The sequence below is a fragment of the Streptomyces sp. NPDC023573 genome (assembly GCF_055559735.1).
In genome coordinates this window covers 497909-517662 of the sequence record NZ_JBVHKB010000005.1, presented here as the reverse complement: position 1 = coordinate 517662, position 19754 = coordinate 497909, and the positions used below count along the sequence as shown (strand labels likewise).

Genomic DNA, 19754 nt, shown 5'->3' with positions numbered 1-19754 from the left:
AGGGGCAGCGGCGGACCGGGTGCGGTCGTTGTTCGGCCTCGCGGAAGAGGACCGCAGGTCAGGCCTTCTTGGTCTCCAAGTAACGGGCCGGGTCGGTGACCTGCGGGGATCTTCCCTGTGGGGCGCTGACCTGGCCTTTTGCTGATGGTTGGCGATGGGGTCCGACGGTCCTGATCGGGTGTCCTGCGGACTGTGTGCGGACTGTCGTGGACTGGCCGGGTGATTGCGTAGGCAGTCGACCGGGCGCCCGGGGTAATGAAGCGCTGCGGCCCCTCGTGCTGGTGAACTACTGAGCGACTGTTTCTTTCTTGTCATCGACTCAGCAACTGATCCTTCTTGCTTCCCCCACCGCAATTCCGGTATGGAATTTCAGCATTAAGAGATGCGGGCAACTCTGTCATGTCATTAATTTCCCTGGTGTCAAGGATCCTGACGCTTGACAGGAGGCGGCGAGCTGCTTCCTCGATCTTGGGTCCCAGCGGGAAGTCGACATTTGGTACGTGAAGCCATGAAGTCAAGGGGTGGCGCGCGGCGACATTTGGATCCTTCAGGCGTTCGTCGATCGCAGCCTTAATTAGATAACCTACTTCCATCAGGTCGGTTACAACCTTCGAATCCACCTCGATGCTTCGGTGGATTACGTCGTTCCTGGCTCTCCAGATTTTAGCGAAAGCATCCTTGGCAGGTCCCCACACTTTTGAAGAGCCCCCGAGATGGGCTTGGATGGCAGAGAGTACGCTGCTGCTATTGCCGGGGAGATCCTGCATTTCAAAATCTGACCGACGCCAATTATGGTCGATCAGGATAGCTTCGAAAATATGCCAGAGAAGCTGTTCCTGGGAAGCTTCGTATGCGACGACCGCTTCGGCCCACTCGCCTCGGAAAAGTCGATGGGAGAAGCGTGCATCCCAAGATCTGAGTCGCCGAATATTCGAGAATGAATTGCTGAAATCCTCAGCGGCAATGAAGAGGCCACCGCCCTCTTCGGTGAGTTCGCGACCGGGACTGCTAGTGCCCCAGCTTCCAATCGGTGTATGAGGCAGGAGCGGTAGCACATATTCCTGATCGTGGTCCACGCCGAACCTGAATGCGCCTGCACCCACGAGGTCGGCTCGGCAAAGAGGACCTACCGAGCCCGGGGAATCTGTGGCGTCCAGCATGACTCTCATGGCTTCGGAGGTGAGGTCCAAAGCGAGATCCCCCATCCGGCTGAGCCCAGAGTAGCTGACGGTGAAGGGCTCACCATCGGCGGAATCCCAAATTACGTCTGCGACCCTTGGGAGTTCGCACATGACTGTGGCGAGGCAAAGTGGCTCGCCCCAACTGCCAGTCGCCAGATCGGCAATCAATGGGTGCATTGGTCCGCTGCCGGTGACCATCTCCGCCACATGGGAAAGCATCATGGTTTCATGGTTCCCATTTGCGGGCCTGATGACTTGCAGGACTACACGAGCGGCGACTGGTTCCCCGCCCAGAGCGCTTCCTACTGATGCGGAAATGTGCTCTCCGGCTGACATACCAGGGGACCAACGCACAGCAAAACTTGCCCGCATGGTGTTAATCGAAATAGAGGAGGGTTCGCTATTTGACAGTGTCACCTGCAAAGCATACAACGGAATTCTCGGATGTGGCAGTAGTGCCGAAGCTCCGAACAATGGCTATAGCGGCTGCGGCTACATAGAAGAGAAAGGGTCCAAATCTGGCCACTTCAGCCCTCGCTGGGCGCCGCACCTTTCTATCGCCAGCCATCCACGGAGACGGCTGGGCCTCCCGCGAGGTAGCGATGGAGGGCGCTTGAGGTGGTTTCCACGAAGTTCTCGGGGATGGCTTTGGCATCGACCCAGCGGACCTGGGCGTGCTTGCGGGGTTCGCGGTTTTCGGGTTCGCCGGTCCATTCGTGGGTGGCGAAGACGACTGTGAGGAAGCCGTTGGGTGCTTCGACGCCCCAGGCGCCGTGGATGATGTGGGCGACCTTGAGGGACTCGGGCTTCACCGTGAGGCCGGTCTCCTCGTAGAGCTCGCGGACTGCCGTCTCAGTGATGGGCTCGCCCGGTTCGCTCTTGCCGACAGGGAGGTCCCACAGGCCCTGGGCGAACTTGGCATTTTCGCCGCGCTGGAGGAGCACGACGCGGTTGGTGGCCTTGTCGTGGACGATGACGGCCGCGACAAGCAGTGTCATCGAGTCGAGTGCCGGCTTGAGGGCTGGGGGGCGGTTTTCGGTCTGCGGAGCCACGGGATTCCCTTCGTCGGGGCGGTTGTTGGGCATGTTAGGCGAGGGCCTCGCGGGCGCGGCGGGCGAGATCCGCAGCTCCCGGGACGCGTCGGCGCTGGTAGACGGCGAGGGTGGAGCGGATCGAGGTGATCGCCTTGCGGGTGCGGTGGGAGGTCATGCCCTCCATGAGGACCAGGGTCTGGGTCCATGCGGCGACGGCTTCGTCGGCTCGGGCTTGGGCGGCGAGGCTGTCGCCGAGGTCGGCGTGGGTGAGGGCGTGTACGCGCTTGTACTTGTCGGGGTCCCAGCGGATGAGGGCGTCGCGGTGTTGTTGCTCGGTGCCGATGTGGTCGGCGAGGTCGGTCAGCGTGCGTGCGGTGTGGCTGGCCACGGTGCCGGCGGCGGGGCCGCTGACACGGGAGAAGCTGGGCTGGGGCCCGTCCTCGCGCAGGAGGGCGTCTTCGGCGGCGAGGAGAGCGCGGGCGGCCAATGGGTTCTCGCCGACGGCTGCGTAGGCGCGGGCGTGCGTGATGTGGAGGAGGGCTTCGGTCTGGCCGTCCACGTGGCCGAGGCTGCGGGCGAGGGCTCCTTTGACGAGGTCCACGCAGTGGTGGGGTTGCTTGAGGCTGAGGGACTGGTGGGCGAGGGCGCGCATCATCCAGGCGGCGTGGCCTTGGGGGTCGGCTTCGCAGGCGAGCTGATAGCCGACCTGGTAGTAGCGTTGGGCGGCGCCTTCCTGACCGAGGTCGTGGTGCTTCCACCCGGCCAGGTAGGCGAGTTCGGCGACGGCTCCGAAGGCGGCTCGGCGTAAGACTTCGCTGGGGAAGCGTCCGCGCAGCATAGGGGCGGCGGTGTCGGCGAGGTAGGCGCAGACGGTGGTCAGACCGTGCCCGCCGCCGAGGCGTTCGTCGGCGGCGCTGAAGGCGGTGGTGATCTGACGTACGACGTCCACGTCGTCCGCGCCGACGAGGGACGTGCCGGTGCGGGCGCGGAGCATGCGGGCGGTGGCCTCGTGGTCGTGGCTGAGGGGCATGGCGACGCCGGCGGTGGTGAAGGCTGCGATGGCGAGGAAGCGGCGGCGTTCGACATCGGCGCGGCCGAGGTCGGTGACGGCGAGGACTGGATCGGCCTCCACCGGCTCCTCGGCGTCACCGGCATGCAGACCGATCTCGGTCCGGGTGATCGTGCGTCCTGCTCGGCGGGACAGAGCCTCGGCCAGGTACTGACCCACCTGCCCTGACGGGGCGCGGGTGCCGTTCACCCAGTGCGAGACGGCCGACTTGTTGGTCTGGAGCATCTCGCCGTTCTCGGCGGCCACGCGACGCACGTCTCTCGCGAGCGCCTCGTAGGTGCATCCGGCCGCGTCGATGGCATCCCGCAGACGGGAGTTGGCATCTCTGTGCACCGCCATGACCACCTCCACCCCGGAGCTGTAAACCGCGTATACCGCTTCAACTGCCCACCACCGTACCCACTGAGCGTGACCACAGGTTCACTTATCAGCAGCCGCCCGGAACGGCGTGACCGTAATCCAGGCTCCCCCTTGGTCCGGGCGGCACCCCGAAGTTCCGTACGTCCAAACCGGGTTCTGGCACTCCTGTGCCCGGACCCGGCCGATCAGAGACGGAGACACGGTGACCACCATCGACACCACGGCCATCACGGTCGAGCTGCCCGAGGCGTTCGACCCGCGCTGGAGCCGCCTGCCCGGCATCCAGGTCGACGGCCGGCGCATCACCATCGACCCGGCCGAGTACTTCTTTCGCTTCGAGTCGAACACCTGGCTCGTCGCCGACTGGGAGCTGGTCAAGACCCAGCTCCTGGACGTGGACGAGACGACCGAGAACGCGGTCGAGCAGCTCGCGCTCGACTTCACCAAGCACCACGGCGAGTCCACCTCCGACGCGGCCCGCGTGCTGGCCACCGCGTACGAGGTGTACGCGTACCTGTTCCGCGACGAGCACCTCGCCGACCTCGGTCTCCCGCAGATCACCGCCGACCACCTGCGGATGCTCCGTGAGGCGGCCACGCTGATGGCTCTCAACAAGGTCGAGCTGGACGGGCACATCTCCAACGTCGGCCCGTGCTGGTTCTTCCCGGCCGCCACCTCCGTCGTCTTCGACCTGGACGACGAGATGGGCGGGATGCTCGACGAGGTCTACCACGGTGGCTGGTTCAACGAGCACCGCCGGATCGAGTCGATCAAGGCCCACGCCGCCCTCGGCGGCCGGCTCGTGCACGGCTGCCAGTCCGTGCCGGACCAGTCCGGCGGCGTGGTCGCGCCCTACGGGGCGTCGATGGCCAGGTTCCGCGACGACCTCGCCGCGTTCAAGGCGGGCTGGATCGAGCAGGTCTACGCCCACCGCGTGAATCCCGCCGCGTAACCCACCCGATCAAGCTACGGGGCGGGCCGGCCTCCCTCGCCCGCCCCGGACGCCACCATCCCCCGGAGCCCTCACATGCCCACGAACCCCAGCGCCGAACTCCTCGACAACCTGCTCACCGCGACCGGCCAGCCCACTGTCCGACGGGAGGAGGTGCGGGTGTGGTCTATGTCCGGCGTCGAGCGCGTCACCTTCCCCGAAGGCTCCACGGCCATCTTCAAGTACGCCAAGAAGCCCTTCGACAGCGAGGACCAAGCCCTTCGCCTGGCCCGCACGCTTGGCGTCGCCGTGCCCCAGCTCCACACCTCCGCCGTTCTCGACGGCTGGCTCGGGATGCTCATGGAAGATCTCGGGCCGTCCGCCCGCGATGCCGATGACCTCGACGGCGTCGCCGCGGCTGTGGTCCTGCACAGCACCCGTACGGCTTCCGCCCTGCCGGTCCTCGACCAGGAGCGGCTACGTATGCTGCCCGTCCGAGCGCTGGAGCATCTCGAACGGCTACGCAAGGCCGACCGGTGGCAGGACGCCGACGATGTCGAGAAGGCGCTCGACCGAATCGCTCAGGCCGCGGAAGCTCGCTCGGCCGGAGCGACGCTGGCGCCCTTCGGATGGGTGCACTCGGAGTTCCACCCCACCAGCCTGCATGTCGGCGAGCGCGGGTGGTGGCTGCTCGACTTCGCCCGCGCCTTCACCGGCCCCGGCCTGCTCGACCTCGCCAGCTGGCACGGGACCATCGAGCCTCCGCATCCCCTGCGGCTGCGCGTCTTTCTGGAGCAGTACGTCGTTGCCGGCGGCACTCCGGACGCTCTCGTCTCGCGGGGCGGGCTGACCGCCGAGAACTGGGCGCTGGGCTGGCACCGCATGTGGGCCGTCGAGTGGTTCATGGAGCAGTCGGTTCGCTGGATCAACGACCCTGCCACCGACCCCGGCTACATCAAGGTCGTCCGCCGCCACCTCACCGACGTGCTCCACCTCCTGGAGATCTGACGTGCTCGCCCAGACCTCGCCGTGGCACGCCCACGCCATCCAGCGCACCGCCGCCGGGCTCGCCGAACCCTTGGCCGTGCCCGCCCGGATGGAATGGACCACGAGACCCGGCCAAGGCCCCGCCGCCGAGATCCTCGGCCCGGCCCCACGCGGCAAGCGCCTACTGGAACTCGGCTGCGGCCCCGGCCACAACGCCGCCCACCTCGCCACCCGCCACGGTGCTCACGTCACCGGCGTCGACTTCGTCGGACTTCAGGTTCGCCGCGCCCGCTCCCATTACGGCCGACTGAACAACCTCGGTTTCGTTGCCGGGCACGCTCTGCACTATCTGCACGCCTCCGACGAGCAGTTCGACGCGATCTACTCCGTCTTCGGCGCGGTGGGGCTCGTCGCTCCCGAGCTCCTGCTGGCAGCCATCGCTCAACGCCTCAAGCCCGGTCGGGTGCTCGCCTTCTCCGTCCCGCACCCGCAGCGCCGTGGGCGCGGCGCTTCCGGCGACGACCGGCCTCGCCGAGACTTCGTCACTCTGCCCGACCGCACCCGTCTCCCCATCGCCCGCTGGGAGTTCGACGCCGAACGCTGGGAGCGGCACCTCAGCCGGAGCGGCTTCCGCCTCAGCTCCGCAGAGGAGTTCCACGACCTCCGTATGGGCCGCTCGCCCGCCACTCTGCTGATCCGCGCCCACAAGCTCTGACCGCTGGAGGAACCGATGCGCTCGTCCTACCTGCTCCTCGATGTCGACGGCGTCCTCATACCCTTCCCCGCCGCAGACGGTTCGACCCCGGCCACCCACACTCGCCACGACGTAGTCCCCGAAGGCCGGAGCGCCGACAACCCGGTCACCGTCTGGCTCAACCCCGAGCACGGCCGCCTGCTCCTGGACGTCATCCGCACCGGCCTGTTCACCCCGGTCTGGTGCACCAGCTGGCGGCAGGATGCCGCCACCCTCATCGGACCCCTCCTGGGCCTGCCAGACCTGCCGTACGTCGACCTCCCGCGCCTGCCGATCACCACCAGCCATCCCAACGGCTACCTGTGGAAGCGCGATCACGTCGACGCGTGGCTGGGCCAAGCTCTGACCGTATGGATCGATGACGACTTCAGCAGCCTTGACTACGACTGGGCTGCGGAGCGCACCGCCCGGGGAGTGGCGACTCTCCTCATCGAGCCTGATCCGTACGTGGGACTGCAGCCGGGACATCTGAAAGAGGCTGCGTCGTGGGTGTCTCGGGTGTCGGCGGGCGACGCCGCCTGAATACTCCTGGCCTCGATGTCACCTTGTTGCGACCGACGCATAGGCGGAACCGACGAGCCGTACCTCGCCTGTTGGGCCTCGGGGGGTGAGTCTGTTCACGAGCTCGGGCCGGCGGAGGCGGGCTCTGCAGCCTGGGGCCCGGGCTTAATCGGCAGGCAGCGCCTCCCTCATAGCCTTTGTGGTGGCGGTCGGGTCGTAGTCCTCGGAAACGCCTTCGACCAGGATGATGTCGCCTTCGATGTGCCGTGAGCGCAGCGGTGCGATCGCCTGGTAGGCGGGTGAGTCCCACCAGGCCCGCGCCTCGGCGATCCCGGGGAAGCCGATCACCACGACGTGTCCGGGCCAGCTGCCCTCCTTCACCTCGTGCTGGGTGGCGTGCACGAGGAAGCGGCCGCCGTACGCTTCGAAGGTGGCGGGTATGCGCTCGATGTATTCGACGATCTCCGGGTGTGGTGCGGCCTCTTGCAGGTGAGCTATGGCGTAGGCGGGCATGGCGTCCTTACGGTCGGTCGGGCTGCACGAGACGAGCCGCACCGCTGAGCGGCAACGTGCTGAGGCGCGCCAGCGGGTGGGCGAAGTACACGCAGTTTCAGGCAGGGCAGATCGCTGAGGCGGTGTTCCGCAACGAGGCCGCGTAGACGAACCGCCCAGTCGCTCTGATCAATATCGCGCTGGGGAAGATGGTGGCTGCCGGACTGAAGCTGCCGGCGCTCTCCGCCTTCCACACGATGACCTTCACGAGCCGCATCGAGGTGAACACCTCGATCTGGTGCGGCATCCACGACCGGATGAACCTTGCCGAGCGGGCAAGGATGCCGCGGCTGCCGGGTTGCGGGTTGTCCCACATGATGAGGGGCGTGTGGTGCCGAGTGTGGATGCGATGTGGCCACGCGGGGTGGAGGGTTGTCAGGCGTTCTCAGAGCTGGACGGCGTGACCCACTCGACGAACTGGACGATCACGCCGTTGGGATCGGTGACCTGGAAGAGCCGCTCGCCCCAGGGTTCCTCGCGCAGCGGCATGGTGATGTCCACGCCCTCGGCGCGCAGCCGCTTCTCCTCCTCCTCGATTCCGGCGGTGAGGGTGAAGGCGAGGATGAGGCCGGAGGCGCGCTGGTCCCGCTGCTCGGGCGGCAGTATCTCGATGCCGCCGGCGAGCAGGACGATGTCGGCGGCCGCGTCCGGCCGGGTGAGCGAGGCGAAGCCGTCGGCGGCGGCCTGCTCGGTGTAGCCGAGGCGGGTGGTGAAGAACGCCTGGGAGGCGGCGACGTCGTCGACGGTGAGCGAGACGGTGGAGGCGGTGATCTGCAAGGTGATTCTCCTCTGTGGTTTCCGGGAGGCGAAAGGACGGGTGCCGGGTGGGTGCAGGTCAGTAGCCGGAGCGGCGCGGCAGATTGGGGGCCTTCGGGGGAACTTGGCGGGTGGGAGCGGGGATGGCGCGGGTGGGGCGCTTTCCGCGAGGCAGTGACGGGGTGCGGCTGGTGCGCTCGGTCAGGACCGGGCCGATCTTGACGGGTGCGATGAGAACGGCGACAGGGCGGAGTTCGAGCATGGGCACATCCATTCTTAGTTTCGTGAAAAACTTGCGACGGACGTAAACTTAACCCGAACCTCGGCGGGGAGTCAACATATAAATGCCACGAGGGTAAGATTGCCTCATGACTACAAACGCCACCTCGTCCGCACCCCCTGCCGGCCTGCGGGAATCGAAGAAGCAAGAGACCCGGCAGCTCATCTCCGACGTCGCCACCGGCTTGTTCCTCACCCAGGGCTTCGAGCGGACCACCATCGCCGAGATCGCCGCCGCCGCACGGGTGGCGAAGAAGACGGTGACCAACTACTTCCCACGCAAGGAGGACCTGGCACTGGACCATCAGGACGCCTTCACCGCCTCCCTGGCCCACACCGTGACGGGCCGTCGGGTCGGCGAGTCGGCCCTGTCGGCCCTGCGCCGCGCCTTCCTGGACGCGGCCACGGATGCCAACCCGGTCGCCGGGTTCTCCGGCCCCGACTTCGCCCGCATGGTCGCCGACAGCCCCACCCTCTCCGCTCGCCTGCGCGATCTGCACGACCTGCGCGAGGCAGCCCTGGCCGATGCCCTGGCCGACGCCGTCGGCGCATCCCGCGGCGACATCGCCCCCCGCACCGCCGCCGCCCTGCTCGGGTCCGTGCACCGCACCCTTTTCCAGCGCATCCAGGAGCTCACTCTCGTCGGCGAGGGCAACGCCCGGATCTCCGCCACTGTCATCGTGGAGGCGGACACCGCCTTCGGCCTGTTGGAACCCTCGCTCGCCGACTACGCCGTGGCGTGAGCCACGCGTCGCTCGTCGGCGTTCCGGCACAGCCCGGACCCTGGCGGCAAACGTGATTCAGCAGAGACGCTCATGCTGTTTGAGTAGACACTGCGGCTCCTCCGGCCTGACCGCTTGTGGCGGAGGGCTCCGCGGGGGCTCTCCGGAGGGGCAAGGCCCGTGAGCACTCGGCGACAGGCCCGGCTCGGATTGCTGCCCCTCGCACGCACTCAGACGTTCAACGGCCCACCATGGCCAGTGGTGGGGCGGCTGGCGGGCTTAGCGGCTTCGACTGCGTTCTTCGGACCTGCTGCCTATCGGTGGTGAGGTCGAAGGACGGATGACGGCGGACTCGGGCGAGACGCTCCTCAGGGTGCTTCGGCTGCGAGCTGCTTGCGTCCGCCGGTTCGGTTGGGCGGCGATACGCCAGTTGAGGACCTCAGCGGGGCGCTCGGCGCTGTCGAGCTCTCGTTGGGCGCTCGCTTCGATCAGGAGACGTCGAGGGTTGTGGCCGGCGGTTTCGGCTTGAGCCAGGGTTGTGGTCAGGGCGGTCCAAGTGGGGTCGGCGAGGATTCGGTCGGCGTGGTCGGGGAGGGCGGCGCGCACGTCCCGCTCGAAGCGGCTGGCGGTCGCGGCTTGTGGTGCAGGGTGGGCAAGCTCCGCCAAGGCGGGCGCGGCGGCCTGCTCGTAGCCGGCCTGGAGGTGGTGGAAGGCTTCGTCGGCGGCTGCGGCCTGCTGTTCGTGGCCGCGCTGCTCGTGCCACTTGGCGGCGGCGCGGGCCAGGTGCACGGTGGCGAAGAGTAGGGCTATGGCGAGTCCGCCGGGTTCGTTGGAGGCATAGGCGAGTTCCTTGGCGGCTTGGCGCAGGGCGTGGGCTGCTTGGTGGTCGGCGCGGGTGGCGGAGCGACGGGCGCGGTTGAACGCCGAGGCCGCTGCGCGTAGCTCTGCGCGGTGCGGGCCGGGTGTGGCGCTGGCGATGTTGTAGAGGACGTCGCCGAAGGCGGCGAGCTGGCCTTGGGCGGCGGCATGGTCGTCGGAGTCGAGGGCGAAGTGCGCCGTCTGAATCGCGGTGATGGTGTGCTGCCACGGCTCGGCGGGATCTGCCGCGAACCTGGGGCGGTCGGTTACCTCCTGGTCGGGGAGGCGTTCGCGGAGGCGGTTGATGGAGAGGTCGGGGGCGAGTTTCGAGCCGCCGTACCAGATGGGTTCGCCAGCGCTGTTGGTGTCGCCGGGTGCGGCGAGGCTGTAGCCGATCACGTCGCCGCTCTCGGGGCCGAGGCGTGTCTTGACCTTGATGCCGAGGGACTGCAGCACGGTGAAGTAGTCGGCTTCGGTGTGTACTGCGGCGGCGACCGCGTATGCCCGCTCGCGCAGCCAGTGCCGTGCCGTCACGGTCTGGCCCTGGCGCTCGGCCTTGGCGCGTTCGGCACCGGTGGGGGTGCGGGGCGCGGTGAGGTCGCCGGACTTCAGGCGGCGCAGACCGAACTCAGCTTCGATCCGACGGCACTCGGCCTGAGCTCGTCGGCCGTCCTGGTGGGTGCGTGGGCGGCGTCCGTCGGCGCGGACGGTGGTGGCCATGATGTGGATGTGGTCTTCGGCGTGGCGTACCGCGATCCATCGGCAGGCCCGCTCGTCGCCGTCGGGGGCGATGCCCGTGGCGTGCACGACGCGGCGGGCGACTTCGGCCCACTCGGCGTCGGTGAGGTAGCGGTCGCCGGGCGCGGTGCGGACCGGGCAGTGCCAGACGTGCTGCGGTGGCTTCTTGCCGCCTAGCTCGCGGGTGCGGAGATCGACGTGGTGGTCGAGTCGCCTGGCGAGCTGGGAGTAGGTGGCTGCCGGGTCGCGGCCGGGGTCGGGAGCGCCGGCCATGTCCCATGCGGCGACGATGTGGGGGTTGGTGTGCTCGTCGCGGCGCCCAGGGCCGAAGAGGTAGGCGATCAGTCCGCGGCTGTCGGAGCCGGTGGAGACGTCAGGAACCATGGGGCGTGCCGTTCGCGAGGAGCTGGTCGATGAGGTGGAAGCTGTTCTGTGCTGCTTGCTCGACGCGGTCGAGAACCGTCTCGGCGTGCTCGGGCACGGTTCCTCGGTTGATGGCTGCGGTGATCTGGTTGAGGTTGCCGCCGATGCGGTTCAGCGCGACGGTGTGCGCCTCGACGGCCTCGATCAGCGGGCGGAGAGGATCGTCCTCCGGGCTGCCGACCATCGCCGCCTTGCCCTGCGCAACAGCCAGGGCTGCGTCCCCGACGAATCCGGCGAACCTCTGACCGCGCTGGTGAGCGGCGGCGCTGATCACCTGGACTGCGGTGCGTGTAAAGCGGATGGTCTTCTCCTGGTCGCGCTTCTCCACGGTGCGCTTGCGGTTCATCTGCGCGGGCAGGGCGGGGGCGTCGAGATCCCGCCAGGAGGGCTGCTCGACAAGCGGTGGGGCATCGGCCGGCGTACTGCGAGGAGCGGAGTCGGCTGCGGGCTGGCCGGAGCCCTCGGCCACCCCCTCCTCCGGCTCGGGCGCCCCCTGGCGCTCGGCCTTGTCCTCCGCCACCCCTGGGGCGGGGGCAAGCGCGGACGAAGCCTCGTTAGAGGCTCGTTCGCTCCAGCTTGCTGCTGGTCGTCGGGTGAGCCTGAACAGGCTCCTACGGCGGCGGGAGGTGGTGTCGTCGGAGTTCGATTCGGGCATGGTGGTGCTCCGTCAGTCGTGAGGGGTGGTGCCGTCGCATCCGTCGCATCCGTCGCGTGGCTGGCCAGCACAGGTACGGAGAGGGCCGCAGGTACGGATCGATCCGTAACGGCGAGGAGATCCGTCCCCGCGCTGACCTGCGCGGGGACGGATGCGACGGATTGATGCGGACCTGGTGTCAGCGAGTGGGCCTGGGCCCTGCGGGCCTTCCCGGCGGGCCGGTGGGCAGCGCCCCGGGACGGAGGGGCGGGCGGCCTGCCCTGGGCCGGACGTGCCGGGGCCTCGGCGGTGGGTGCCGACGGGGCGGGGTCGGGGCAGTAGCGGGCCCAGGCGTCCACGAACTGGTTGCGGGCGTACGCCTTGGCCTGCCTGCCGTTCTCGAACCGGTGGTTGGCCGGGCTGATGCCGAAGTCGCGCAGCAGATTCGCCAGGTGGTAGGCGTTGAGCCCCTTGGTGCCGTACTCGGCCCACGGGGCCTCGGCGTCCTGGATGAGGGCGGCGAGCAGGTCCTGGCTGCGCAGTGCCTCCTTGCTGCCCTCCTGGTCGAAGACGCGGCGGATGTCACGCAGCAGCCGTGTCTTCAGCGTCGTCTGCTCGTCCTGGACCACCTCGTTGCGCGTCATCGCCAGACAGGCGGCACGTGCCAGCGCGGGCCAGTGCCCGCCGGCGAGGTCGGCGACGATGACGAGCGGCTCCCATGTGTCGGCGGCGCGGTCCTCGACGGGCATCTTCGGCACCGAGCCCGCGACGGTGCCGCGCTGCGGGATCAGCCAGTCGGCCAGCCGGTCGCGAATCGCGTGCAGTTCCGGTACGGAGTATCGCGATCGGAACGGGGTGATCCGCTCACCCGGCTTGCGCTTCTGCATGCGGATGACGATCGCCCGGTCCATGATCGTGTCCGGCAGGTCGCCGATGCCGGCCAGCGCCGCCATGGCGAAGGTGGGGAACGCGGTCGGCTTGTGCTCCGGCCCGGAGATCCGCCAGGCGGGCCGGTTGCGCTGGTGCCCGGCGTTCAGAAGGCCGCGCAGGTCCTCCTTGTCGCCCGCCTTGGGGCCGAAGATGGTGTCGGCCTCGTCCACCAGCAGCGTCGGCGGGTTCTTGCCGATGACGCGGAAGACGACGGCGGGGGAGGTGTTGACCGTCATCATCGGCTGGTGGACGGTCTCGTAGAGGACGTCCAGGAGGCGGGACTTGCCGCACCCCTTGGTCGGCCCGACCACCGCCAGCCGTGGCGCGTGCTGGAGGCCGGGCTGGATGTGGGAGGCCGCGACCCAGAGGGTGGCCGCGGTCAGGGCCTCGTCGCTCGGCAGCACCACGTACCGCCCGATCGCCGTACGGAGGTCGTCCAGCAGCGCGCTGCCTGCGCCTGCCGACCCGCCGCTATCTTGGGACTCTGGTCCGCCTGGACCAGGAATGCCTGCGCTGTCCGACGCTGTTGTCGGGGCACTAGTTTCGGCAGGTCGCGAATCGCGTGAGCTCCGGCTCGGAGCATCGGCGGGCGGGCCTCCGATGGCGGGGAGTGCTTCTCGGTCGCGAGGCAGACCCTGGCCCGGGACCGCGATCGGTGGCCAGGCAACACCGGATGCCTTCGAGGTGGCGGGGGACGTAGGGTCCTTCATAGATGTTCCTCTCAGGTGGGGGCGAGACGGGCAAGGTCTCGCCCCCGACCAGTTCGTTCAGGGATGGGCGAGGTGCAAGGGGATCTCCGGCCCTCGGCGTAGGCGCGCCGAGGGCCGTTCCTGTGTCCGGGCGGTCCGGCGGCTCATGAGGCCAGGCCCCACTCGTCTCCGCCGTCGATCAGCGCGCGCTCGTAGCGCAGCAGTTCGGCCTCGGGGTAGAGCACCCGCTTGCCGACCTTGATGCCGCGCGGCCCCTTCTTGAGCTGGCGCCAGTAGCGGACGGTGCTCTCGGCGGTGCGGTAGCGCTCGGCTACCTCGGCGGTGGTCAGGTATCGCATGTGTTCCCATTCGGCTAGGCGACGATTCGATATGCATAATCAGTACCTCATGATCGGAGGTTAGCCAAACCGGGAAGCCCGTGTTTCAATTTGGATAGCGACGGTCGCGATGGAGGTTCGATGGCAAGCGAGAAGGCCGAGGGTGGCGAAGTGCCGCTGCTCTACAGCGAAGGCAACGTGGCGGGCCGCGTGGCCCTGGAGCGCGAGGTCAGAGGGTGGAGCACGACCGAGCTGGCCGAACGGGTGACCAGAGCCGGCGTGAAGATGAATCAGACGGCCGTCTGGCGCATCGAGAACGGCTCACCCCGTCGCCGGATCAACCTCGACGAGGCGCTCGCCTTCTCCCGCGTTTTTGAGCTCCCCCTCGAAGAGCTGATGTCGCCGCCCCTCGAAGGGCTCGACGTCGACAGCCGACGGCTCGTCCAGGAAGCCGTCGAAGCGTTCTACGAAACCCGTGACGCCCGCGACCGTCTGCACCGTGCCGTGGTCGCCGTCGCCGGCCACATCAAGGCCCACCCGGACAGCTCGCGGGCGATCCATGAGCAATGCCTCCGCCTCATGGGGGACGAGCGAGACGCCCGCGTCCTCAGCGGCGACATCGAGGACGGGGGCCACTACTGACAACCAGCACAGAGGAGAAGCCACTTGGCGAACATCCAGAAGCGCCCCAACGGCAAATGGCGCGCCCGCTACCGCGACCTCGACGGCAAGGAGCACGCCCGCCACTTCGACCGCAAGATCGACGCCCAGCGCTGGCTCGACGAAGTCACGACCAGCGTGGTCACCGGGCAGTACGTCGACCCGCGCGCCGGTCGCATCACGTTCCAGAAGTACGCCGAGAGGTGGCAGGGCTCGCTCATCGCGAGCGAGGCGGGTGAGCGCATCACCGATAACGCGCTCCGGCTCCACCTCGTACCGGCGTTGGGCGCCCGCTCACTGGCGGCGATACGCCGTAATGACATACAGGTGCTCTTCAAGCACCTGTCCGACCAACTCGGCCCCGGCAGCGTCCGGAACGTCCACGACGTCCTCGTGCGCGTCATGACCGCGGCCGTGGACGACAAGGTCATCGCATCCACTCCGTGCCGCCGGATCACCCTTCCGGTCATGCCGGACGAGGAGGTCACTCCGCCCACCGTCGCCCAGGTGGAGGCCATGGCACGCGTGATGCCGCCGTACATCCGGGCAGCCGTCGTCGTGCTCGCAGGGTCAGGCTTGCGCATAGGTGAGTTGCTGGGCCTGAAGGTGTCGGACGTCGACTTCAAGGCCGGCAGCATTCGCGTGGAGCGGCAGCGGCTCCAGTCGGGGAAGATCGGCCCGCCGAAGACCGCGAAGTCCCGGCGTACGGTTCCGGTCGGGGAGGTCGTCACCGACGCGCTCCTCGGGCACCTCGCCGCGCGCCCCTCCACGGAGTGGCTGTTCACGATGGAGGAGGGGGAACCGCTCAACTACCGCCGCTGGAAAACCGAGTGGAATTGCGCACGTAGGGCGCTCCAGGCGGCGGAGAGCGAAGCAGCCAAGCGTGAGGGCCGCAAGCCCGTCGGGCTGCCGCACATGGTGACCCACGACCTGCGGCACTTCTACGCCTCCGCGCTCATCGCGGGCGGGGCGAGCGTGAAGCAGGTCCAGATGGTCCTCGGCCACGCGTCCGCCGTCATCACGCTGCGGATCTACGCGCACCTGTGGCCGGGCGAAGAAGACCGCACCCGGTCCGTGAAGGACGCCGTTCTCGGCGGCCTGCGGACCGGGTGCGGACAGGTAGGCGACATGACCAGCGAAACCGCAGGTCAGACGGCCTAACCAGAGATCAAGCCTTCTTGGTCTCCCAGAAGATCTTGTCGATCTGGGCGATCAGGTCCAGAGCCTTCTGGCCCGTGGCCGGGTCGTTCGAACCCTTGGCCGCGGAGAGCGCCTTCAGGGTGTCGTTGACCAGCTGGTGCAGCTCCGGGTACTTCTCGAAGTGCGGGGGCTTGAAGTAGTCGCTCCAGAGCACCGAGACGTGGTGCTTCGCGAGCTCGGCACGCTGTTCCTTGATCAGAACGGCGCGCGTGCGGAAGTCCGCGTCCTCATTGGCCTGGTACTTCTCCTGGACGGCCTTGACGGACTCCGCCTCGATGCGGGCCTGGGCCGGGTCGTACACACCGCAGGGCAGGTCGCAGTGGGCGCTGACCTTCACCTTGGGGGCAAACAGGCGGGAAAGCATGGAGCTGTCCTTCCTCGTGATCGTCTTCTCAGGTGGGACATTACTCCGTAGGGAGCCTGTTTTTGCGTCTGCCCCCTAGGGCTTAGGCCAAAAGTCCGGGGTGAGGATGAGACCGGCGACCGAAATACGGAGCGGTGTGCGCTGCCGTGTGCTGGAGGATGGACCGGGAGGTGCCACAGATGCCGGAACCGGCACAGGAACCGTGGAGCGGGCGGGCGGCGCGTAAGCCGTTCCAGGTGGTGGAGGTGACGGGGCCGTCGATGGTGCCCACGCTCTACCACGGCGACCTGCTGCTCGTGCAGCGCGGGGCGCCGGTGCGCCCGGGGGACGTGGTGATCCTGCGTCATCCGCTGCAGCAGGACCTGCTGGTCGTCAAGCGGGCCACCGAGCGGCGCGGCGGCGGCTGGTGGGTGCTGGGCGACAACTCGTACGCCGGCGGGGACAGCACGGACTACGGGGCGGTGCCCGAAGAGCTCGTACTGGCCCGCGTCCGGGCCCGCTACCGGCCGCTGGGGAAGGATCAGCGGTCGGTGCTCGGGCTGCTGGGCTGGGCGGTCTCCGCGGTGCGCCGCGTCTCGCCCGTGCGGTCGGCCTCCAGCCGCTTGCGGGCCCGGTAGGCCGCCACGTTGGCGCGGGTCGCGCAGCGGTCGGAGCAGTAGCGGCGGGAGCGGTTGGTGGAGGTGTCGAGGTAGGCGTTGCGGCAGGGAGCCGCCTCGCAGAGGCCGAGCCGGTCCACGCCGTGCGTGGTGAGGTGGAAGGCGAGGCCCATCGCCGCGATGGCGGCGAAGCCGGCCGTCGCGTTCGACGGGTGATCGGCCAGGTGCATGTGCCAGTCCGGCTTGCCGTCCTCGTCACGGGTGTCATGGCCGGAGATCTGCGGGCTGACCGGGAATTCCAGCAGCAGTGAGTTGAGCAGGTCGACCGCGAGTGTCTCGTCGCCGCCGTCGGCCGCCTCGAACACCGCGCGCAGCCGCGCCCGCACGGAGCGGAAGCGCGTCACATCGGCGTCCGTGGCACGCCGGGCCGCCTGGGCGTTGGGACCGAACAGCTCGCGGATGCAGTCGACGGTGGTGAGGGAGTCCTTGTTGCGGGCCGGCTCCTCGGTGTTGACCAGACGCACGGCGTAATCCGAGTAATAGGCCAGTTCCACTTGTAGTCCTTACGGCGTCGGTCTATGGTCGCTGTGTCGACCAGTGTAATGGTCGATGATGAACACTGGGTATTACGTGGAGGTTGGGATGGCGGATACGGCTACGGGCACCGACTGGCAGTCCTGGCAGGCGAGCTGGGACCGGCAGCAGGAGTGGTACATGCCGGACCGCGAGGAGCGGTTCCGGGTGATGCTGGACATGGTCGAGGCCGTCGTGGGGCCCGGACCGAGAGTGCTCGACCTGGCGTGCGGTACGGGCAGTATCACGGACCGGCTCCTCAAGCGGTTCCCCGAGGCCACCAGTACCGGTGTCGACCTCGACCCCGCGCTGCTCGCCATCGCGCGCGGAACCTTCGAGGGGGACGACCGGGTCACCTTCGTGACCGCGGACCTGAAGGACGCCACCTGGACCGAGCGGCTTCCGCACACGTCGTACGACGCCGTGCTCACGGCCACCGCCCTGCACTGGCTGCACAGCGAGCCCCTCGCCGCCCTGTACGGGCAGATCGGCGGACTGGTCAGGGACGGCGGGGTCTTCATGAACGCCGACCACATGATCGACACCGGCACCCCCCGCATCAACGCCGCCGAACGCGCCCACCGGCACGCGGCCATGGACCGGGCCAAGGCCGCCGGTGCGGTGGACTGGCGCGAGTGGTGGGCCCTGATGGCGAAGGACCCGGTCCTCGCGGGGCCCACCGCCGAGCGGTTCGAGATCTACGGCGAGCACGCGGACGGTGACATGCCCTCTCCGCAGTGGCACGCCCGTACCCTCCGCGAGGCCGGTTTCGGCGAGGCCCGGGCGGTCTGGGCGTCACCGTCGGACACCATGGTCCTCGCCGTGAAGTAGGGCGCGCGAACGCGAACGAGGGGCGGCCGGAGCCGCCCCTCGTTCCCGGTGCGCAAGGTCCGCGAAGGTACTACAGCACCTTCGACAGGAAGGACTTCGTCCGGTCGTGCTGCGGGTTCGTCAGGACGTCGCGCGGGTGGCCGGACTCGACCACCACGCCGTCGTCCATGAAGACCAGCGCGTCGCCGACCTCGCGGGCGAAGCCCATCTCGTGCGTGACGACGATCATCGTCATGCCGTCCTCGGCCAGGCCGCGCATGACGTCCAGCACGTCGCCGACCAGCTCGGGGTCGAGCGCCGACGTCGGCTCGTCGAAGAGCATCAGCTTCGGTTCCATGGCCAGGGCGCGGGCGATGGCCACCCGCTGCTGCTGACCACCGGAGAGCTGGGACGGGTAGTTCTTCGCCTTGTCGGACAGGCCGACCCGGTCCAGCAGCCGCTCCGCGCGGGCCCGGGCGACGGCCTTGGCCTCACCCTTGACCTGGATCGGCGCCTCCATGACATTCTCGATGGCCGTCATGTGCGGGAACAAGTTGAAGCGCTGGAAGACCATGCCGATGTCCCGGCGCTTCAGTGCGACTTCGCTGTCCTTGAGCTCGTAGAGCTTGTCGCCCTTCTGGCGGTAGCCGACCAGGTCGCCGTCGACGTACAGCCGCCCGGCGTTGACCTTCTCCAGGTGGTTGATGCACCGCAGGAACGTCGACTTGCCGGAGCCGGACGGGCCGATCAGGCAGAAGACCTCACGCGGGGCGACCTCCAGGTCGATGCCCTTGAGGATGTGCGCGGGGCCGAAGGACTTGTGCACGCCTTCGGCCTTCACCATGGCGCTCATGCGGCGCCTCCCTTCGGGCGGCCCAGCGAGAGCATGTTGGCCCTGATCCTCTGGAACGGGGTGTCCGGCAGGCTGCGGCTGGAGCCGCGCGCGTAGTACCGCTCCAGGTAGTACTGGCCGATGCTGAGCATCGAGGTGAGGATCATGTACCAGGCCGCGGCCAGGAACAGCATCTCCACGGTGGCACCGGAGGTCTGCGACACGTTCTGGGTCGAACGCAGGAGTTCGGTGTACTGGACGGCGACCGCCAGGGACGAGGTCTTCAGCATGTTGATGACTTCGTTGCCCGTGGGCGGGACGATGACGCGCATCGCCTGCGGTACGACGATCCTGCGCAGCGTCTTGCCGTGGCTCATGCCCAGGGCGTGCGCCGCCTCCGTCTGGCCCTCGTCGACCGACTGGAGTCCGGCCCGGCAGATCTCCGCCATGTACGCGGCCTCGTTGAGCCCGAGGCCGAGCAGCGCGCAGAGGAACGGCGTCATGAAGGACGACCACTCGTCCTTGTAGATCGGCCCGAGGTTGATGTACTCGAAGACGATGCCGAGGTTGAACCAGACCAGCAGCTGCACGTAGACCGGGGTGCCGCGGAAGAACCAGATGTAGCCCCAGGCTATGGACGTCGTGACCGGGTTCTTGGAGAGCCGCATCACGGCGAGCACGATGCCCAGCACGACACCGATGATCATCGAGAGGACCGTGATGATGACGGTGTTCTTGACCCCTTCGAGGATCTGGTCGTCGAAGAAGTAGTCCGGGATCGCGTTCCAGTTGATGTCGCCCTGGGCGAACGCGTAGACGAGCGAGGCCAGCAGGCCGAGCGCGACGACCGCGGAGACGTACCGGCCGTAGTGACGTACCGGGACGGCCTTGATCGCCTCCGGCCCCGCCGACGGGGTGGGCGGGGTGTCCGCCGGGCCCGCCTTCTTGATGTCAGTCACAGATGTCGCCTTTCAGCGCCGGTC

Annotated in this window: 23 protein-coding genes and 1 pseudogene; 9 read left to right on the top strand and 15 right to left on the bottom strand. The window is 68.2% G+C overall.

What is annotated here, in order from left to right:
* Nucleotides 1–311: 311 nt before the first annotated feature.
* The 3 genes from ACZ32T_RS19380 to ACZ32T_RS19370 all read right to left on the bottom strand — a co-directional run bounded on the left by ACZ32T_RS19380 (nt 312) and on the right by ACZ32T_RS19370 (nt 3623).
* On the bottom strand, nt 312–1403 hold the full coding sequence (locus ACZ32T_RS19380; RefSeq protein ID WP_467367940.1) for a hypothetical protein: 1092 nt from the start codon (nt 1401–1403) through the stop codon (nt 312–314).
* Between the two features lie 332 nt (nt 1404–1735).
* Nucleotides 1736–2266, bottom strand: coding sequence for an NUDIX domain-containing protein (locus ACZ32T_RS19375; protein WP_467367938.1), 531 nt, complete (start codon nt 2264–2266; stop codon nt 1736–1738).
* 1 nt (nt 2267) lies between these two features.
* Nucleotides 2268–3623, bottom strand: a complete 1356-nt coding sequence (locus ACZ32T_RS19370) for a helix-turn-helix domain-containing protein (RefSeq protein ID WP_467367936.1) — start codon at nt 3621–3623, stop codon at nt 2268–2270.
* Between the two features lie 223 nt (nt 3624–3846).
* Here ACZ32T_RS19370 and ACZ32T_RS19365 point away from each other — a divergent pair, with 223 nt between their 5' ends.
* The 4 genes from ACZ32T_RS19365 (at nt 3847) to ACZ32T_RS19350 (ending at nt 6838) form a co-directional block, all read left to right on the top strand.
* Nucleotides 3847–4596: a hypothetical protein gene (locus ACZ32T_RS19365; protein WP_467367934.1), complete on the top strand. Its 750-nt coding sequence runs from the start codon at nt 3847–3849 to the stop codon at nt 4594–4596.
* 75 nt (nt 4597–4671) lie between these two features.
* Nucleotides 4672–5583 (top strand): phosphotransferase family protein, encoded by a 912-nt coding sequence (locus tag ACZ32T_RS19360; RefSeq protein ID WP_467367932.1) that lies wholly within the window; start codon nt 4672–4674, stop codon nt 5581–5583.
* Nucleotide 5584: 1 nt separating this feature from the next.
* Entirely contained in the window at nt 5585–6277 is a 693-nt protein-coding gene (locus tag ACZ32T_RS19355; RefSeq protein ID WP_329232756.1) for a class I SAM-dependent methyltransferase, read from the top strand.
* A 15-nt stretch (nt 6278–6292) separates the two neighbouring features.
* The gene (locus ACZ32T_RS19350; protein WP_329232758.1) at nt 6293–6838 is read left to right on the top strand and encodes an HAD domain-containing protein; all 546 of its coding nucleotides are present in this window, start codon (nt 6293–6295) and stop codon (nt 6836–6838) included.
* Nucleotides 6839–6982: 144 nt separating this feature from the next.
* Here the strand turns inward: ACZ32T_RS19350 and ACZ32T_RS19345 are convergent, their stop codons facing one another.
* The 4 genes from ACZ32T_RS19345 to ACZ32T_RS19330 all read right to left on the bottom strand — a co-directional run bounded on the left by ACZ32T_RS19345 (nt 6983) and on the right by ACZ32T_RS19330 (nt 8387).
* Nucleotides 6983–7330: a DUF1330 domain-containing protein gene (locus tag ACZ32T_RS19345; RefSeq protein ID WP_467367928.1), complete on the bottom strand. Its 348-nt coding sequence runs from the start codon at nt 7328–7330 to the stop codon at nt 6983–6985.
* 97 nt (nt 7331–7427) lie between these two features.
* Nucleotides 7428–7685 carry a hypothetical protein gene (locus ACZ32T_RS19340; RefSeq protein WP_329232762.1) on the bottom strand — a complete coding sequence of 86 codons (258 nt, stop codon included), beginning with the start codon at nt 7683–7685 and terminating at the stop codon, nt 7428–7430.
* A 59-nt stretch (nt 7686–7744) separates the two neighbouring features.
* Nucleotides 7745–8146 carry a VOC family protein gene (locus ACZ32T_RS19335; protein WP_467367925.1) on the bottom strand — a complete coding sequence of 134 codons (402 nt, stop codon included), beginning with the start codon at nt 8144–8146 and terminating at the stop codon, nt 7745–7747.
* A 58-nt stretch (nt 8147–8204) separates the two neighbouring features.
* Nucleotides 8205–8387, bottom strand: coding sequence for a hypothetical protein (locus ACZ32T_RS19330; protein ID WP_467367923.1), 183 nt, complete (start codon nt 8385–8387; stop codon nt 8205–8207).
* 106 nt (nt 8388–8493) lie between these two features.
* Between ACZ32T_RS19330 and ACZ32T_RS19325 the strand changes: the two genes are divergently transcribed.
* Nucleotides 8494–9147, top strand: a complete 654-nt coding sequence (locus ACZ32T_RS19325) for a TetR/AcrR family transcriptional regulator (protein ID WP_467367921.1) — start codon at nt 8494–8496, stop codon at nt 9145–9147.
* A gap of 258 nt (nt 9148–9405) precedes the next feature.
* Here the strand turns inward: ACZ32T_RS19325 and ACZ32T_RS19320 are convergent, their stop codons facing one another.
* The 4 genes and pseudogenes from ACZ32T_RS19320 to ACZ32T_RS19305 all read right to left on the bottom strand — a co-directional run bounded on the left by ACZ32T_RS19320 (nt 9406) and on the right by ACZ32T_RS19305 (nt 13757).
* Nucleotides 9406–11106, bottom strand: a complete 1701-nt coding sequence (locus ACZ32T_RS19320) for a relaxase/mobilization nuclease domain-containing protein (protein WP_467367919.1) — start codon at nt 11104–11106, stop codon at nt 9406–9408.
* The gene (locus tag ACZ32T_RS19315) at nt 11096–11665 is read right to left on the bottom strand and encodes a hypothetical protein (protein WP_467368048.1); all 570 of its coding nucleotides are present in this window, start codon (nt 11663–11665) and stop codon (nt 11096–11098) included. The genes ACZ32T_RS19320 and ACZ32T_RS19315 overlap by 11 nt, the downstream gene beginning before the upstream one ends.
* 313 nt (nt 11666–11978) lie before the next feature.
* Nucleotides 11979–13419: pseudogene (locus tag ACZ32T_RS19310) on the bottom strand (DUF3631 domain-containing protein).
* Nucleotides 13420–13562: 143 nt separating this feature from the next.
* The gene (locus ACZ32T_RS19305) at nt 13563–13757 is read right to left on the bottom strand and encodes a helix-turn-helix transcriptional regulator (protein WP_030628141.1); all 195 of its coding nucleotides are present in this window, start codon (nt 13755–13757) and stop codon (nt 13563–13565) included.
* Nucleotides 13758–13877: 120 nt separating this feature from the next.
* Here ACZ32T_RS19305 and ACZ32T_RS19300 point away from each other — a divergent pair, with 120 nt between their 5' ends.
* Together ACZ32T_RS19300 and ACZ32T_RS19295 are read left to right on the top strand one after the other, a co-directional pair.
* Nucleotides 13878–14378 carry a helix-turn-helix transcriptional regulator gene (locus ACZ32T_RS19300; RefSeq protein WP_100561490.1) on the top strand — a complete coding sequence of 167 codons (501 nt, stop codon included), beginning with the start codon at nt 13878–13880 and terminating at the stop codon, nt 14376–14378.
* A 24-nt stretch (nt 14379–14402) separates the two neighbouring features.
* Entirely contained in the window at nt 14403–15557 is a 1155-nt protein-coding gene (locus ACZ32T_RS19295) for a tyrosine-type recombinase/integrase (RefSeq protein ID WP_467367915.1), read from the top strand.
* A gap of 7 nt (nt 15558–15564) precedes the next feature.
* Here ACZ32T_RS19295 and sodN read toward each other — a convergent pair whose 3' ends face one another.
* On the bottom strand, nt 15565–15960 hold the full coding sequence (gene sodN, locus ACZ32T_RS19290) for a superoxide dismutase, Ni (protein WP_033298259.1): 396 nt from the start codon (nt 15958–15960) through the stop codon (nt 15565–15567).
* A gap of 179 nt (nt 15961–16139) precedes the next feature.
* Here sodN and sodX point away from each other — a divergent pair, with 179 nt between their 5' ends.
* The gene (sodX, locus tag ACZ32T_RS19285; protein WP_356711730.1) at nt 16140–16577 is read left to right on the top strand and encodes a nickel-type superoxide dismutase maturation protease; all 438 of its coding nucleotides are present in this window, start codon (nt 16140–16142) and stop codon (nt 16575–16577) included.
* Here the strand turns inward: sodX and ACZ32T_RS19280 are convergent.
* Complete coding sequence (locus ACZ32T_RS19280; RefSeq protein WP_356711728.1) at nt 16481–17110, bottom strand: CGNR zinc finger domain-containing protein; 630 nt, start codon at nt 17108–17110, stop codon at nt 16481–16483. The genes sodX and ACZ32T_RS19280 overlap by 97 nt on opposite strands.
* An 88-nt stretch (nt 17111–17198) precedes the next feature.
* On the opposite strand from ACZ32T_RS19280, the gene ACZ32T_RS19275 reads away from it, so the two are divergent.
* Nucleotides 17199–17960, top strand: coding sequence for a class I SAM-dependent methyltransferase (locus tag ACZ32T_RS19275; RefSeq protein ID WP_467367913.1), 762 nt, complete (start codon nt 17199–17201; stop codon nt 17958–17960).
* A gap of 70 nt (nt 17961–18030) precedes the next feature.
* On the opposite strand, the gene ACZ32T_RS19270 is transcribed toward ACZ32T_RS19275, so the two are convergent.
* Both ACZ32T_RS19270 and ACZ32T_RS19265 read right to left on the bottom strand, forming a co-directional pair.
* A complete protein-coding gene (locus tag ACZ32T_RS19270; RefSeq protein WP_401514113.1) occupies nt 18031–18792 on the bottom strand; it encodes an amino acid ABC transporter ATP-binding protein in 762 nt (253 codons plus the stop codon).
* The gene (locus ACZ32T_RS19265; protein ID WP_467266183.1) at nt 18789–19730 is read right to left on the bottom strand and encodes an amino acid ABC transporter permease; all 942 of its coding nucleotides are present in this window, start codon (nt 19728–19730) and stop codon (nt 18789–18791) included. Before ACZ32T_RS19265 ends, ACZ32T_RS19270 begins: the two co-directional genes overlap by 4 nt.
* Nucleotides 19731–19754: the final 24 nt, after the last annotated feature.